This window comes from Hyphomicrobium sp. (genome assembly GCF_019753045.1).
Taxonomy (GTDB): domain Bacteria; phylum Pseudomonadota; class Alphaproteobacteria; order Rhizobiales; family Hyphomicrobiaceae; genus Hyphomicrobium_B.
Window position 1 is genome coordinate 19,494 of record NZ_JAIELN010000020.1, and the last position, 14,340, is coordinate 33,833.

A 14,340-nucleotide genomic window follows, 5' to 3' on the forward strand; every position below is an offset into this window, starting at 1 on the left:
GTTTGCGCTTCAGTCAAAAGAAATCGTCGCGATGGACGACTGCCGATGAAACCAATTCGTCGGATCTCGTTTTAGCCAGGCTTAAGTTAGCGCTCGACATCGCCAGGCAATCGACCGGACCACCACGGCCCTACGGCGACACTCACTTGTCGGGAATGACGATCTTGCGGTCGCTCGTGTCGACCACGAAGACGGCGAGAAGTTTGGCCGGCTGCGTATCACTCGCATTGTGGCTCACTTGGTGATGATCGCCCGGCTTCTCCATCCAACTCTCGCCAGCCTGATATGTATGCTCGGGCTCGTCGTTCACTTTGCTGCGGATTGCTCCTTCCAACACGCGCGCATAAATGAAGGCCGAGGACGGGTGACGATGTGAGTGCGATCCGGCGCCGGGGTCGTACTCGACGAGCACGACGCGCATGCTCTTGCCAGGGACATTCGGCAACGCCTGGTCAAAAACGACGGATACCTTCGCTCCCGGAGCGATCGTCTCCTGCGCGGCGACGCTCGTCGCGAACAAAACTGCAGCGGCCGCAAGCAGCAGTGCGGTCTTCGTCATGTGCTTCTCCTTTTCTGAGTTCGTGATGCCCAATCGGCAAATCGTGCGGAGCCGGGAATGAGTTCTCCCGTGGCGACTAGGCGTGGGCCGACGAGCGGCTCAGCCAGTCCTCGAAGCGAATGGACCCCAAGCTAGGGCGGTCACTCGGAGTGAGCGATTTGTCGTTGAGCTCGGTGCCGAAGTAGCGGGCCCTGGCATCAGCGATCACCTGACGCTTGTCATCCTTGGCGGCCAGATATTGGCGGCCGATCGCATCGAGGGGAATCTTCTCTGGGCCACCGATCTCTACGGTGCCATTCACCGGCGGGCTGACCGCAATATCGGCCAGCGCGGCTGCGACATCATCGGACGCCACGGGCTGCAGAAGCGCAGGCGACAGGCGTATCGCATCGCCGTCTACGGCAGATTGAACGATGGCGCCGACGAACTCGAAGAACTGTGTCGATTGCAGGATCGTGTACGGAATCTTGGACGCCTTGATGAGGTTCTCCTGGGCTGACTTGGCGCGAAGGTAGCCGCTGTCGCGGATTGCGACCGGCGCCGACGACCGAGAGTGCAACATGATGCCCGACCCCGGCTGCGGCTTCGGCGGCCAGCAGGTTACGGCCGGATTTCTCAAAGAACTCCAGAACCGCCTTGTCCTCGAAGGACGGTGAATTCGCGACGTCGACGACGACCTGAGCGCCTGAAAGCGCTTCGGCCAACCCCTCGCGCGTGATTGTGTTGACGCCCGAAGCTGGCGAAGCTGCAACGACTACATGGCCCTTTCGATGCAGCCGCCCGACCAGGTTCCTTCCGATAAGGCCGCTGCCACCAATAACGACAATCTTCATTAATCCGCTCTCCTTCTCGTTGCCCGCAACGGCTCGTTTGTATGAGAGGAGATTGCCTGCGAGCCGGCCAAAAAGCCTTGCAGCGACCTTGAATTGTCATTGGGTTTACCTTGCTTTTTCGTCCAACCGCATGACGAGGGCTCGGAGATGACCACTGTGCTATCAAGGGCTTGCCCAGATCGACGTGCTGCGCACCGACCTCGGAGCGCCGACATGCGATTTATATTCAAAGACTGCGTGCTCGACCTCGATACGCGGGAGCTCACCCGGGGATCCGAAGCAGTTGCCATCGGACCGCAAGTCTTCGACCTGCTGGCCTATCTGGTGCAAAACCGCGAGCGCGTCGTCAGCAAGGACGGGCTGCTGGATGCGGTCTGGGGTGGACGGATCGTCTCCGAGTCGACACTCACCAGTCACATCAACGCGGTGCGCAAGGCGATCGGCGATAGCGGCGAGGAGCAAAACCTGCTCCGAACGATTCCGCGCAAGGGATTCCGCTTCGTCGGCGATGTCAGGACGACACGAACGTCGGATGACGTCGGCTCCCCGAAGAGCGACCTCATCGCATCGCGTGAGATTCCTGAGGCGGCCCTAGCCCTTCCCGACAAACCCTCCATCGCCGTCCTTCCGTTCCAGAACCTGAGCGGCGATCCCGAGCAGGACTATTTCGCCGACGGCGTGGTTGAGGACATCATCACAGACTTGTCGCGCATTCGCTGGTTGCTCGTCATCGCGCGCAACTCGAGCTTCACCTACAGGGGCCGGGCTGTGGACGTGAAACAGGTCGGGCTAGAACTTGGCGTCGCTTATGTCCTGGAAGGCAGCCTGCGCAAAGCGGCGGACCGCGTGCGCATCACGGGCCAGCTAATCGACGCGCGTACGGGCGCTCACATCTGGGCCGAGCGGTTCGAGGGCACCCTTGACGACATCTTCGAGCTGCAAGACCAAATCGCTGCGAGCGTCGTCGGCGCGATTGCACCGCAGATGGAGCTGGCAGAGATTGAGCGTGCCAAGCGGAAACCGACGGCGAGCCTCAACGCCTATGACTGCTATCTGCGCGGGCTGGCGCACTTGCACCGAGGGGACAGGGAGGCCGTCGATGCGGCTCTGCCTCTTTTCCATCGGGCGGTCGATCTCGATCCAGGTTTTGCATCTGCCTACGGAATGGGGGCGTGGTGTATCTTCTGGCGCAAGGTCAACGGCTGGATGAAGGATCGCGCGCAAGAAAGCGCCGTCGGCGTCCAATTGGCCCAGCGGGCCGTCGAGCTGGGTCGGGATGATGCCGTCGCGCTCACGCGAGGCGGTCACGCGCTCGCGCATCTCGCAGGCGACCTGGATAGCGGCATCGCATTGCTCGACAGGGCTGTCGTCCTCAATCCGAACCTCGTTTCGGCGTGGTTCCTCGGCGGATTCCTGAGAGCCTGGCAGGGAGAATCCGAAGGCGCCATCGCGCATTTCGAGCGCGCCATGCGTTTGAGCCCCCTCGACCCGGAGTTGTATCGGATGCAGGCCGGGATCGCGATGGCGCATCTTTTCGCCGGGCGCTTCGACGCCGCGTCGTCCTGGTCGGAGAAGGCGTACAGGAATTTGCCGAGCTTTCTGATGGCGATCGCTATTATCGCAGCGAGCCATGCGCTGGCCGGCCGACAAGTCGAAGCCCGGCGAGCTATGGATAATTTGCATCAGCTCGATCCCGCGCTCCGCATCTCCAATCTCAAGGATTGGCTGCCGATCCATCGCCCGGAAGACTTTGCTATACTTGCGGATGGCCTGAGAAAAGCAGGCCTTCCCGAATGACGGCGGATGTCCGCTTATTCGGCAAAGTCGGCATCTTTACCTCGGCGACGTCGCCAAGCGCGCTCTGGGTCGAAAAAAAAGGGGCCCAACGCGATGAACTTCATCGCTGGCCCGCTATCCTCTTCCGACCCAGTGAACGAAGCGTCCCTGAACGGATCGAAGCCCTCTTCCGAAGTCGCGCTATTCTTTATTTGCATGGAGCGACGGGGTCACGCGGGGAAGCAAAGCCAAGCGCCTAGGCAGGTTTTGGGTGTCGTCACTTTGCACGCCGTCTGCGAGGAGTGGCACGTCGTTGTACCTGAGCCGTCTTCGCATTTCGTGTGGACTGGGCCCTTGCCCACGCGGCCCTGCCCATAGATGATGTTTGCAAGACCGTGCGTTGAAAAGAGCACGGCGATATCGTGGGTCATAGCTTCGCCAACCGCTCCCACCTTGACGCAATCAGCCTGAGCCGACGCCGAAAGGGCGCAGATCAGTGCCGTGGCGGCTAAGCCTAGTTTGAAAGAACGCATTTGCCCCTCCGAAATGATTTTCCCAGCCTGGAAGCTAGTTGAGCGCGTGGCCGGCGACAACAGAATCGGCCTGCGGCAAGCCGGTTATCCTGAAAGGAACCGGAACGCGTGCCGCATTTGCCACCCATCCGGCGGCCCGCAGTGCCCGCTTCGGCTCAATCGTGTCACCGATCAGCTCGCAAAATAGATATGTATCTGAGGGCAAAAAACACCGCGTCCGCATACGACAGACTTACGGAGCGAGTTCGCCATAACCTCGAGCCATCGCGGCCGCGAAAATTAGAAGAAGCGGGAAGAGCGCGAGTTCGATCCACAAAAATCGACGAACCGTTAGGATGTCCTCGGTGTTCGGAGACCGGCCGACGCGCCTCCATTTTATGTAGGCGACTGTCGGCGGCACCGACAACAACCCAATGACAACAAATGTGCCGATCTTCGCCCAAAAAAACATGTTGTGCGCGTAGTAATCCCATCCCTTCGCGGCGAAGAAAGCGCGCGAGAAGCCGACGGCAACGATAAGTGCAGCGAGGACGCCGTACCAAAGATCGATTGATGCAATCCGCGCCACCGCAGTCTGATCCAAGCCGGGCTGCGCCAATAGAAGCTCGGCGAACAGCACACCAAACAGCATGAAGATCAAAATGTGGTGGGCAATTGCAAGGAACAGATCAAGCATCGATGTTCTCCCAACTTCCGCCGGCGATGAACGAAGAAGAGCGGACGGTTTTAGAGACGGCGAGACGGAAGCGGACGGTACGGCACCCTTGTTAATGGGTCGATGCGCTCTAAGGTTGGTCTTCTGCAAGTTAATTGCTGACAGCTCTTTAGCCTGAAACAGTTTCTTGAGGAATTACGCAGATTTCCGCGACTTGGCGGCAAGAAAACATAAATATCCCTGTGCATACGGTTCGCTTTTCGAAACCATCTCAGGACCAGGCATGGAAACGCTCTTAGCCGACCGATCCCTTGTTGATCTCCCTGTCGGCCTCGGGTTGCTGTTCGTCTTATTTGTCATTCTCGTTTCTCTCGGCGCTTTCCAACACTCACGGCGACGACGTTCCCGAGGCTTCCCGCCTTCAATATCAAACGACGACGTGGCCGATCCGCGGAAGCAGTTGAAGTTCGTATCTCGTGTCCAGTTCGAGACGCAGCCACTGCTGAACAAGAGCGAGTTTCAGGTACTGCTTGTGCTTGAAGCTGTCGCGCGGGATCTCAAATCCGGTTTTCGCGTCATGGCACAGACGAACCTCGGAGAAATCCTGAAGCCAAAGCGTCAGCTCTGGGGCGAGACAGCTTGCGACCTCGCGTATAGATCCATAAACGGCAAACGCGCCGATTTCGTCATCGTGAACTCGGCAGGACATGCGGTGCTGGTAGTGGAATACCAGGGCGCCGGGCATTACCAGGGCACGGCGTTATTGCGCGACGCAGTCAAGCGCGAAGCGTTCCGCACTGCTGGTGTGGCGTTGATCGAAGTGCCTGCCCGTTTCCAGAAAGCCGACGTCGAGAAGCAAGTGCGCCAAATCCTCGGACGTCACGCGCGACGTCCGGCAGCCGCGTTCAATTGAGGAAGACAACGCTTCGGCTAGAAACAACTCCGATGGCCAATTGATCCGCGCCGAATGGCTTGGCTGCGGAACGCATGCGCGGTGTGCATCCCCTTAGCGTCTATTGTTCGGGGTGCGAATTTCTTTCTTAAGCTCACCCACACCGATGTCTGTCGCATTGCCTTGAGACGCTCGTACTGCTGCCATCGAGTGATGGCGCTTATTTCAAAGGTCGTCCGCACAATCGCGCGGCCTGAATACGTCGAGAGTTTCAGTGCTGTTCGTCCACGTAGACAATGCGAAATTCGTAACGAAGTTTGATAGGCCGCAGCACGGCGCGCAATCTCCCGAATTCCAAGCATCCGCGCATAAGTTGATGTTTGAGCTTATCAGTCTTGTAAATTGCTAGACACAGTTCTGCCCCGTCGAGCCCACAGACGTGCTCCTCCTCTGCAGCAGTTCGAACGCATCTTTGATGTTCTGAATTCCTGCAAAGGCACGACACTTAGGAGTTAGCAAATGAACACTATCAAAATCTCAGTCTGTGCTGCTGCCCTGGTCTCGAGCGTCGCTTCAAACAAGTCCGCCGCTTTGGCGATTGCAGTCACCGCGCGGCTGTCGGAGCGCTCGTGCGCAAGCCACACCCCGCGCTCTTGCGGGCTCGGTGCGTATTATTACCTCGAACGAACATCGCATGATCCACGCGCGCCACCGTTAAGCTGAGCCGGATCAACCCTCCACAATCTCTTGAACGCAGCCCATGCGCCAAGTGTCGTCTTCGGATCGACACTCGATAGCGTATGGCTCAACACGGACAAACGTCATGGATGACATCAACTCGACGACCGAAAGCTCGCAGCCAGAAATCTCCGAGCGGGAGGCGCAGCTCAAGGAAAAGCTCGATCTCGACTTCTGCTGATCTGGCTATTGGGATTTGTGGCGAGCATTGAATTGCTCATGATCGTCCACATTTTGAGACACTAGGGCCGAGGGGCCGCGATCAGATTTGGTCGCGGCCTTCGTGCATCGGGCTGAGTAGCGCGTTGGTCAAATCGGCCTGGCAACAGCGTCTTCCGACTTTCCCTATGACACTTCCGAAATACCACGCTTGTATTTGGCAAGGTTGCCATTGCCTGAGCGCCGGTAGTGAGCGCCGCTAGCGGGGTTGCCGGCAAGGGCTTCGGGAGTTCACCAGCCGACAGTTGGCAACAGAAGGACAACCGAACAAACGAAGTTAGGGAGACAGCACCATGGCCCAAAAATGGGGCGCTTTTGTTTCTATTCTGCTGTTGTCGGCAACGGCCGCCGTTGCCGGCGGCTGGGCTGATAATTTCAAAATCCTCGACACCGATGGCAACGGCACAATCAGCCGCACAGAGTGGGAGGCAAACGTTGCGAAGCTGAAGCTCGATCCGGCGCCGACCTTTACGGCGATGGACACCGACGTGAACAACAGCATCGATACAGATGAGTGGGCTGCGGCGGAAAAAATGGCGAAAGCCTTCCCCACGGGTTGCAAGTCTTCCACGTCTTCCTGGTGTGAGAAGCAGTATTAAGCATCGGTCACGGTAACGACGAGCTACCTCGAAACCCGGCGGGCAACTTCCGGGTTTTGGGGCGCAGCAGCAGCGAGCGCGATTAAGATTTGTTTTGAGATGCTGGTTGCGGGGGCTGGATTTGAACCAACGACCTTCAGGTTATGAGCCTGTTGACACTCCCATTTACGCTCATCGGCAAATATTATATTTCGGCGATGATGGCCTGACATTTATCGTGCTTTTACATATTACTAGCTGGTTAATGGCAGTCCGGCATCGTCCGCCCTAGTCTGGCGCAATCCACGCTTTCTTGGTACCCCGCTGGTACCCTAATAGTTCGAGTTCGAAATGTCCCGCAAGCTCACAGCCCGCTTCGTTGAAACCCTCAAAGCAAACGGCCACCGCACCGATTTTCGAGACGCTGCCGTATCGGGCCTAGAGCTTCGTCTCAGCCAATCGGGCGTGAAGTCATGGGCGCTTCGATATCGCCGGCAGAGCGATCGCGCCAAACGGATCATCACCCTAGGAACATTCCCCGAATACTCGCTCGATGACGCTCGCAATTGGGCGGAAGACCGAAAGCGTGAGATTGCGCGCGGCGAAGACCCCGCCGCGGGCAAGCGCGCACGCAAAGAGGCGGTTACGTTTAGGGAGCTGGCGGAAGATTGGGTCGAGCGGCACGGCAAAGTCAATAAGTCGGAGCGCGCCCTTCGCGACGATCAATCGATGCTTGCTCGGCATATCAATCCCGAGCTCGGCTCAATGAAAGCGGTCGAGGTTCGGAAGCGGGATATTATTCGGCTTCTGGACATCGTCGGGGCCAAAGACGATGCGCGCGCGGGAGAGCGACCGGCAACGAAGCAGAAGCGCCTTGCGAAACCCCAGCGCCGCGGAAACGCTGCCGCCGCCAATAAAGGCGCGACGAAAGCTCCACGTCGCATGACGCATCGTCCGAACCGTGTGTTTGAAGTTGTGCGCACAATTTTTCGTTGGGCCGTCGGTCGCGACGTTCTTCAAATTGATCCGACCGTCGGCATATCGCCGCCGATCAAACGTGAGAAGGCGCGAGAGCGCGAGCTAACGGTCGATGAAATACGGAAGCTGTGGGCTGCCCTCGAGGCGACGCCAGTCGAACGCCGAAAATTGCCTAAGGGATCGCCGACGGGCGAGCGCGTGGTTGGAGAACGCGAACTGCGTATGACTCGCGCGACCGCATTGGCCATTCAGATTTCGCTCGTCACAGCCCAGCGCATTGGAGAGGTCGCCGGCATCGCAAGGTCCGAGCTGGACCTGAACGATACGGCGCCCATTTGGATCATTCCGCGCGAGCGGACAAAGAACGGCGAGCCGAACCGCGTACCCCTATCGCCGTTGGCAGTGAAGCTGATCCGCGCAGCCATGGCGCTAAGTGAAGGCAATAAGACTTGGCTCTTCCCCAGCGCTACCGATGCCGAGAAGACGATTGATCCGCACGCGCCAACGAAGGCCGTCGAACGCTCACGCAAAGCGCTCGGTATAGGAAACTTTCGCATTCACGATTTGCGGCGCACGGCTGCAACCGGAATGGCAAAGCTCGGAATCAATCCGCATACTGTCTCGCTTGTACTGAACCACATCAGCGTCCGCCGCGGCACGGTTACGGGCAAGGTGTACGATCAATATACCTATGATCCTGAAAAGAGAGACGCGCTGAGGAAATGGGGCGCGCAATTGGAACGAATCATTGCGGGCGTTGCGGACGCAAATGTCGTGTCAATCGACCATGCAGAATTCGCGTGATGAATGGATAACAGCATCGGTCCGTGCCGTTTGAAACTCGGAAAACTCGTGATAAGCCTCAATAGAGGTACGCCGCGATTCCGCGTCAGGACTGAGCGATATGGGGACCCTGAAACACCGCTTCAGCTCGAATACCGGCCTTTTAGACGCGCGAGGAACGGCACAGGTTCTTTGCAGTCTTTCGGCGCGATTTAGCGCTGTAGAATTTGCAGATTACTGCACGATTGCAGAACAAGTTGTTCTTCGCGATCAAATTATTATCGTCGGTAAACGTGATCGGCTGTCGAGAGCCCAGGCTCTAGCGTTAAAGCCATTTTTTGATGCGGGCATTTTTGTATCGCTCGACGAGGCGTTCAAAATCCCGGAGCTTGCTAGTGATCCTCGACAGCTTCGAGCGACCATTTCTGCAATTGAACGAGGGCTAACAACGGCAACTGTTGAGGATGCAACCTTTGAAGCAAGGCGCGTGTTGGGCGGCGAAGCTCATTTCGGGATTCCGGCCACGCCACTGCTGCGCCAGCTCCAACACTTTGGCTTGGTCCGTCGGCCATGCATTGAAAACACTGTTTGGGATTTAGCGGCTCAATACCGACGGCTCTCCGACATCGCCGCAGAAATCAGGCGCCACTATCAAGCAATGGCCGCGCTGCCGCAGGTTGCGATTCCTCCGATCGCGTTGCGCGCCATTCAACGCAGCAAAACGTTCGAACAAATCGTATTTGAAATTTTTGAATTGCGGAAAGAATTTACGCCGTTGCGTACGCATCTGCGCGAGATCGAAGATCGCCTCCGCGAGGGCCGTCTTTCGCCTACGGATGCGCTAGAACTCGAGAAGACGTGGCGCGAGCGGTGGGTTCGAATAGCCGATAGGTTGCAATGCTCCAGCCGGTTAGCACTAGCGCGTACATCACTCCCGCTTCTAAAAGAGGGCGCAAAGATAGCGATGGCTGTGATTATGCAAGATGCCAAAGAAGCTGTCGCGGCGACCTTTGGACTGCTCAGTGCAGGAATGGATACGCTCGAAGATGTGGACGTATTGGGAACTTTGCAGGTTCGGCCGGTTCATCGATCCGTTTCGAATTTTCTTTCCGCTTCTGATCAGGACCTTGTCCGCTCGGTTGCGCGCATTTTTGAGACTGACTTTGTGCGCCTAGACGGTGATATGCGTGCGCTCGCCTATCAGCCCGGAAGCCCGTGGCGTCTGGCGGTTGACGGCCATCAGACGCAAACTGCGCAAAATGCGCCTCAAAAGCAAGCGCGCCCTCAATGGCCGGCACCCACTCGGCAACGTTTCGACTTACCGCAAGGAAATCACTCAAGCATTCGGCAGCCCGTTTCTAACTCGAATCGTAAGCCTCCGGGCTGGAGTTCGCTTTAGATACGGCGCCACCGCCCGATCAGCAACACTCTCGGTTCCAATTAGAATTTCAGGCCGACCGGCTAGACCCCGGATCGGCCTTTCTTTTTCAGGCGGCGATTTTCAGTCCATTGATCCAATCCTCGACTTCGCTCGCGAGCCACGCGACGCGCCGATTTCCAAGCTTCCTTGGTCTCGGAAATGACCCCTCCTGCATCCAAGCATAAATCGAAGCCCGCGATGCGCTAGTCATGTGCATGACTGCTGAAAGGCCCAGCAACCGCACAGCCGGCGCGACAGGACGATCAGAAGATTCGGATGTTCGTATCATTTGAGGAACTCCAGGGTTGATGCTGGAGCGGAGTTTCAGCTCGGAACTGCGTTTGCGCAAATCGATGCGTTCCGTGAGCGTCTGTTGACGTACAAAACTATTTCGACGGATGCCGATATTTGAGCAGCAGCTTTCTGGCCTCATTGCGAACGCCTACTACGAAAGCCTACAGCCCCGCTGAGACCATTAAGTAGACCGTAATTTTTGGCTCTTCGTCCGTGGCCGTTCGAGAGTCTGAATTACTGGCGTCCGGCCAAACGCAACGTTACGGGCCCCCGCTCGGCTTTGGTGCTTTTCGGCGGAGTCCGGAAACAATGGCTCAATAAACCGGCGACGGTGTTCATTGGGTTGGTGCGAAAAATAAGTTCGAAGGTCTTCTTCGGTCGATGTTGATCGAGCATTATTTCCGGCAGAAAATAAGCCGGAGAGGCTGGCTCGTGGTCGCCTTAGCGTTCGCGTCGCTGGGTTACCTCTTACTTCTTATCCCCAGCACTGAATTGTTCTTGAATGTACTGCATGCGATTTTGAAATCGCTCGTGTGACACCTTGAAGTCTATCGAATTGTCTCATTCGCGATTGCTCGTCGGCTAACGTAATTGAGATTTACGGCAGTCTCGCGTGCCGATCACCGCACCAAATAATTTCTGTTGTTGCGATATCTCTTAGCGACTTCGCCGGCCGCGTCATTTATGAGGCCCGGCGCGTTCTTGGCGAACATCTGTTCGGCGGCTTGATACATCTTCGCGATCGTCGCTTCGGTCGCGTCGCCGGTAATCGTGATGGCGACGTTCGTGACGTTCGATCCGCCCATTCCGCTCGCACTTACACCCAGCGAGCCGTTCGGGCCGCGCCTCAACGGAATGATCGCTTCCGGACCGTCTTCGCCCGCTACGCCCATGCCGCCGTTGAACGCGAAGTTCGTCGGCTTATCGACGATGCCGCCGGATGCGAACGCCGTGACAGTCGGCGCCCACGAACCAAGCCCGACGTCGCCGCCCGCGCCGAATAGGCCGCTGAACATTCCGCCTATATCGAAGCCGCCTGAACCGCCGCCGTTCAGAACCCCGCTAACCGCGACTTCGGCCGTCAGCATGCCGTCATTTGCGAGCTTCCGAAGTTCGCCCTGCGTCTTGCCGGTCTCGCGCGAGAGAATACGAATAATCTCGGTCGCTTGCTCGTTTACCGAGTTGAATTCTTGGCCGCGAAACACGCCCGAATTCAACGACTGAGAGAACTGAATCAGCGCTTCTTTGCCGCTCTGCGTAGCGTTGCCGGAAACGACGAGCGCTTTATAGAGCGTTTCGTTTAGCCGAACCTGATCAGACGTCGAAATTTTCAGGTTGTTGAGCGCCGCGGCGTTCCGCGAATAGATATCGGCGAGCGCGCCGACGGGCGCGTTTGAGCGCTGAGCCGCAGCCGTCAAGGCGTCCAGAATGCTTGTCGCAGTAACGCCCTCTTGCGCAAACAGCGCAAGCCGGGATTTCGTCATCGCGAAAGTGTCGCCGGCCTGAATAAATTCTTTGGAGCTGAACGCGCCCGCGAGCCCGACAAGTGCGCCTTGAACCGAAAAGATTTGCGAGGCGAAACTGCGAACGATGCTTCCGGTCGTAGCAACGCCGCTGCGCATAGATCCGAGCGCGTTATTGAAAGCCCGTGCGCCGGCTGTAGCACCGCTACTATCGATAATTGCTGCGATCGTTATTGCACTGGCGTCACTCATCTTCGGCTCGCTTTAGAACAGAATTGACGTCAGCGAGAGTGAAGATGCGCGAGAGGATACGCAAGTTTAGTGATGGAGCGGGCTCATTGAGATGCCAAGGATGGGAAGGCTAAGGTTCGGCTTTTGCAGCATGGAAAACAACTTCACACGCTCCGACGGCGTTCACTCGCTTGAAATTGGCAAAGGCGCAAGTTCCAGCGCTCTCTTAAATGTTACTCGGTATACGTTGTTAAATTGCCGTAGCCGCCACTTGTTGCATGGTTTGATGTTAGAATACTCACGTTTCTTATATTGCAAATATTTAAAACGGAGAATTTCTAGTGATGCGAGTGCGCTTCATAGCGTTCGCGGCAGCGCTTTATCTTGCCGTCGTCCCCAATGCAAACGCTCAGTCAAATGACGAAGTGGCAATTGGTCCGGTCGAATACACTCAAGATGTCAACGGAGTGCCTGTGACCATATCTGCGACTTCGTTTGTCAAGCTCGTAACCACCGACAGTAAACTTTCACTGCATGTTCGAGTTCTGGGCGACTTGATTGATCTTCAGAAAAAGATCGGTGCTATCGTGGATACGTTCAATTTGCCGAGCAATAACTGTGGCAGTTACAGCCCAAATAATCCCGTCGTATCCATCCCTCGCAAAGAACTTAAGCCAACCGCGGATGGCGCTGTTTTCTCAATAGGCGGCAGCGTTACCATGTGGCAGTGCGTTCAAAATCCTGTCCCCAACTCTAAGCTCGATTGGGAGATTCGGAACGTTGGCTTCGGCATTAAAACCAAGGTGCCCGTGGTCAGGACTTGGCCAGGAAATCCCATCAAGACAATTCTCGTGACACAGCCTTTCGATGCGGACTTGCCAGTTTATCTCGTCAAAAACAATGAGCATGCTGTTGGTGTTCAGTTTAGCAAACCGGACATCGAGTTGAAGGGGAATCTGGCCTTCATTACAAAAGGCGTTTTAAAGATCGCGGGTATCAACATCAATGACAAGGCCTACGATGCTCTGCAAAAAGCGATTGACCCGCAAAAATTGTCCTTGGCTATTCCAGAAGAAGTTATGAAGTACAATCCTATTATTGAGAGCGCACGCCTCTTCGATAGCGGTGGGCATTTGACAGCGGAAATTTCGATGTCCGCGCTTGTGCCCGCCGACACGATCAACGCGCTGATCAAGGAGTTGATGGCCAAGAAGGCATAATTATGCGTTTAGAACTGCGACGCGCTGCCGCCACATCAAAGCGACAGCGCGTTCAGAAAAGTGCGGGCGTTCCGGCTGTTGAATCAGGAACCGCCCAATGCGGCCGGTGGCACCAATTCTTATTTTAACTACGGTCCTTATCTAAAATTTTATCTCGCAAATTATCGGGAAATCCAAGGCATTGGGGTATGCGTTGGGTAGGGAGCTGTATTGTGTCTGACGAAACAGAAAGTTGGGGTCAAAAGCACGTCAGCGCCGGAGAGCTGGCCCTATGGGTAATCGGGTTCGCTGTTGTCATCGCGACTGTTATTGGGCTACCCGACTTTTCGAGCAAACGTCCGGTCACCGCGCCGACGACTTCGCGTACAGCAGCCGTCTCTTGCGATGAATTTAACGTCTGCACACCGTCGAATGCCAGTGCGCATGTCAAACTTTGCAATGCCATAATGAGCGAGGGACGTGCTTACGTGGCAGAAAGAAAATTTGATTTGGCTGTTCAGGCAAGCCTCCGAGCTAGCCAAATGGGATGCGATGATTCGAATTAGTTTTCGCCAGCCTTAAAACAATCCCGGTTGTCCTTCGTACTTTTTCGATTTCGCCTTCCTCGTCGGCGCCTGCTCCGTCATCGTCCAACAACCGTCGTCTTCAAAGGTACGCAGCACAGCCTTCACGTCAGCTGGCGAAGCGTCCTTCTCACCAAGCCACGTCGCCCGATCCTCAGGCCGAAGGATCGCAGGCATTCTGTCCGTAATCTTCGCAATGAGCGCGTTGGCCCGGTATCTCGGGGGCCATCGTTACTATTGGCGTGGTCGTCGGCGTTGTGCGTGGAGTAGTTCGGGGTGCCTCTTTATCTCGCGAGCCGGCCAGCCTTTAGCACGCGCCCCTAAGCGCATGGGATTCGGGAAGCGGCCATCTCCGATCATGCGCGCGTGGTACCCTATTGGTACCCCAGCATCGAAATTTGCCATTTTGAATGGCGCAATAAAATCGATTTTTGCTTGTTTTTCAGTTGGTTGCGGGGGCTGGATTTGAACCAACGACCTTCAGGTTATGAGCCTGACGAGCTACCGGGCTGCTCCACCCCGCGTCACCAAAACGCGCGGCCCGGTATGGCTTGCGCGTCCGTAGGATAAACAAGGCCGCTCGTTTCGGAGCGGCCTCTGCCCGC

Annotated in this window: 13 protein-coding genes, 1 tRNA gene and 2 pseudogenes; 7 read left to right on the top strand and 9 right to left on the bottom strand. The window is 56.6% G+C overall.

The features are described 5' to 3' along the window. Window positions 1-142: 142 nt before the first annotated feature. Both K2Q04_RS19200 and K2Q04_RS19205 read right to left on the bottom strand, forming a co-directional pair. Entirely contained in the window at window positions 143-559 is a 417-nt protein-coding gene (locus K2Q04_RS19200) for a cupin domain-containing protein (protein WP_291166532.1), read from the bottom strand. A gap of 76 nt (window positions 560-635) precedes the next feature. Beyond that, window positions 636-1,392: pseudogene (locus K2Q04_RS19205) on the bottom strand (SDR family oxidoreductase). Window positions 1,393-1,605: 213 nt separating this feature from the next. On the opposite strand from K2Q04_RS19205, the gene K2Q04_RS19210 reads away from it, so the two are divergent. Further along, on the top strand, window positions 1,606-3,189 hold the full coding sequence (locus K2Q04_RS19210) for a winged helix-turn-helix domain-containing protein (protein WP_291166534.1): 1,584 nt from the start codon (window positions 1,606-1,608) through the stop codon (window positions 3,187-3,189). Window positions 3,190-3,398: 209 nt separating this feature from the next. Here K2Q04_RS19210 and K2Q04_RS19215 read toward each other — a convergent pair whose 3' ends face one another. Both K2Q04_RS19215 and K2Q04_RS19220 read right to left on the bottom strand, forming a co-directional pair. Then, on the bottom strand, window positions 3,399-3,701 hold the full coding sequence (locus tag K2Q04_RS19215; protein WP_291166536.1) for a hypothetical protein: 303 nt from the start codon (window positions 3,699-3,701) through the stop codon (window positions 3,399-3,401). Between the two features lie 232 nt (window positions 3,702-3,933). Then, window positions 3,934-4,377 (bottom strand): DUF2214 family protein, encoded by a 444-nt coding sequence (locus K2Q04_RS19220; RefSeq protein ID WP_291166537.1) that lies wholly within the window; start codon window positions 4,375-4,377, stop codon window positions 3,934-3,936. A 418-nt stretch (window positions 4,378-4,795) separates the two neighbouring features. Here K2Q04_RS19220 and K2Q04_RS19225 point away from each other — a divergent pair, with 418 nt between their 5' ends. From K2Q04_RS19225 to K2Q04_RS19245, 5 genes are all read left to right on the top strand, one after another. Next, window positions 4,796-5,269 carry a DUF2726 domain-containing protein gene (locus K2Q04_RS19225; RefSeq protein WP_291166538.1) on the top strand — a complete coding sequence of 158 codons (474 nt, stop codon included), beginning with the start codon at window positions 4,796-4,798 and terminating at the stop codon, window positions 5,267-5,269. A gap of 498 nt (window positions 5,270-5,767) precedes the next feature. Further along, a complete protein-coding gene (locus tag K2Q04_RS19230; protein ID WP_291166540.1) occupies window positions 5,768-5,971 on the top strand; it encodes a hypothetical protein in 204 nt (67 codons plus the stop codon). A 527-nt stretch (window positions 5,972-6,498) separates the two neighbouring features. Next, the gene (locus K2Q04_RS19235) at window positions 6,499-6,804 is read left to right on the top strand and encodes a hypothetical protein (RefSeq protein WP_291166542.1); all 306 of its coding nucleotides are present in this window, start codon (window positions 6,499-6,501) and stop codon (window positions 6,802-6,804) included. A gap of 330 nt (window positions 6,805-7,134) precedes the next feature. Continuing rightward, on the top strand, window positions 7,135-8,565 hold the full coding sequence (locus tag K2Q04_RS19240; RefSeq protein ID WP_291166543.1) for a site-specific integrase: 1,431 nt from the start codon (window positions 7,135-7,137) through the stop codon (window positions 8,563-8,565). A gap of 100 nt (window positions 8,566-8,665) precedes the next feature. Further along, entirely contained in the window at window positions 8,666-9,943 is a 1,278-nt protein-coding gene (locus K2Q04_RS19245; RefSeq protein WP_291166544.1) for a hypothetical protein, read from the top strand. Window positions 9,944-10,031: 88 nt separating this feature from the next. Here the strand turns inward: K2Q04_RS19245 and K2Q04_RS22260 are convergent, their stop codons facing one another. Continuing rightward, window positions 10,032-10,397, bottom strand: a complete 366-nt coding sequence (locus tag K2Q04_RS22260; RefSeq protein WP_366935770.1) for an AlpA family phage regulatory protein — start codon at window positions 10,395-10,397, stop codon at window positions 10,032-10,034. A gap of 481 nt (window positions 10,398-10,878) precedes the next feature. Next, a complete protein-coding gene (locus tag K2Q04_RS19250; RefSeq protein WP_291166546.1) occupies window positions 10,879-11,973 on the bottom strand; it encodes a tape measure protein in 1,095 nt (364 codons plus the stop codon). Window positions 11,974-12,296: 323 nt separating this feature from the next. Between K2Q04_RS19250 and K2Q04_RS19255 the strand changes: the two genes are divergently transcribed. Next, on the top strand, window positions 12,297-13,172 hold the full coding sequence (locus tag K2Q04_RS19255) for a hypothetical protein (protein WP_291166548.1): 876 nt from the start codon (window positions 12,297-12,299) through the stop codon (window positions 13,170-13,172). 557 nt (window positions 13,173-13,729) lie between these two features. Here the strand turns inward: K2Q04_RS19255 and K2Q04_RS19260 are convergent. The 3 genes and pseudogenes from K2Q04_RS19260 to K2Q04_RS19265 all read right to left on the bottom strand — a co-directional run. Then, window positions 13,730-13,936 (bottom strand): annotated as a pseudogene (locus K2Q04_RS19260) (SOS response-associated peptidase family protein); the annotation flags it as partial. A gap of 33 nt (window positions 13,937-13,969) precedes the next feature. Then, complete coding sequence (locus tag K2Q04_RS22265; RefSeq protein WP_366935775.1) at window positions 13,970-14,140, bottom strand: AlpA family phage regulatory protein; 171 nt, start codon at window positions 14,138-14,140, stop codon at window positions 13,970-13,972. Between the two features lie 42 nt (window positions 14,141-14,182). Further along, window positions 14,183-14,259, bottom strand: a tRNA-Met gene (locus K2Q04_RS19265). Window positions 14,260-14,340: the final 81 nt, after the last annotated feature.

What these genes read in the sequence shown, in the direction of transcription:
- K2Q04_RS19200 (WP_291166532.1), bottom strand. Translation starts at nt 559, where the DNA reads ATGACGAAGACCGCACTGCTGCTTGCGGCCGCTGCAGTTTTGTTCGCG.
- K2Q04_RS19210 (WP_291166534.1), top strand. Translation starts at nt 1,606, where the DNA reads ATGCGATTTATATTCAAAGACTGCGTGCTCGACCTCGATACGCGGGAG.
- K2Q04_RS19215 (WP_291166536.1), bottom strand. Translation starts at nt 3,701, where the DNA reads ATGCGTTCTTTCAAACTAGGCTTAGCCGCCACGGCACTGATCTGCGCC.
- K2Q04_RS19220 (WP_291166537.1), bottom strand. Translation starts at nt 4,377, where the DNA reads ATGCTTGATCTGTTCCTTGCAATTGCCCACCACATTTTGATCTTCATG.
- K2Q04_RS19230 (WP_291166540.1), top strand. Translation starts at nt 5,768, where the DNA reads ATGAACACTATCAAAATCTCAGTCTGTGCTGCTGCCCTGGTCTCGAGC.
- K2Q04_RS19235 (WP_291166542.1), top strand. Translation starts at nt 6,499, where the DNA reads ATGGCCCAAAAATGGGGCGCTTTTGTTTCTATTCTGCTGTTGTCGGCA.
- K2Q04_RS19240 (WP_291166543.1), top strand. Translation starts at nt 7,135, where the DNA reads ATGTCCCGCAAGCTCACAGCCCGCTTCGTTGAAACCCTCAAAGCAAAC.
- K2Q04_RS19245 (WP_291166544.1), top strand. Translation starts at nt 8,666, where the DNA reads ATGGGGACCCTGAAACACCGCTTCAGCTCGAATACCGGCCTTTTAGAC.
- K2Q04_RS22260 (WP_366935770.1), bottom strand. Translation starts at nt 10,397, where the DNA reads ATGAGGCCAGAAAGCTGCTGCTCAAATATCGGCATCCGTCGAAATAGT.
- K2Q04_RS19250 (WP_291166546.1), bottom strand. Translation starts at nt 11,973, where the DNA reads ATGAGTGACGCCAGTGCAATAACGATCGCAGCAATTATCGATAGTAGC.
- K2Q04_RS19255 (WP_291166548.1), top strand. Translation starts at nt 12,297, where the DNA reads ATGCGAGTGCGCTTCATAGCGTTCGCGGCAGCGCTTTATCTTGCCGTC.
- K2Q04_RS22265 (WP_366935775.1), bottom strand. Translation starts at nt 14,140, where the DNA reads ATGGCAAATTTCGATGCTGGGGTACCAATAGGGTACCACGCGCGCATG.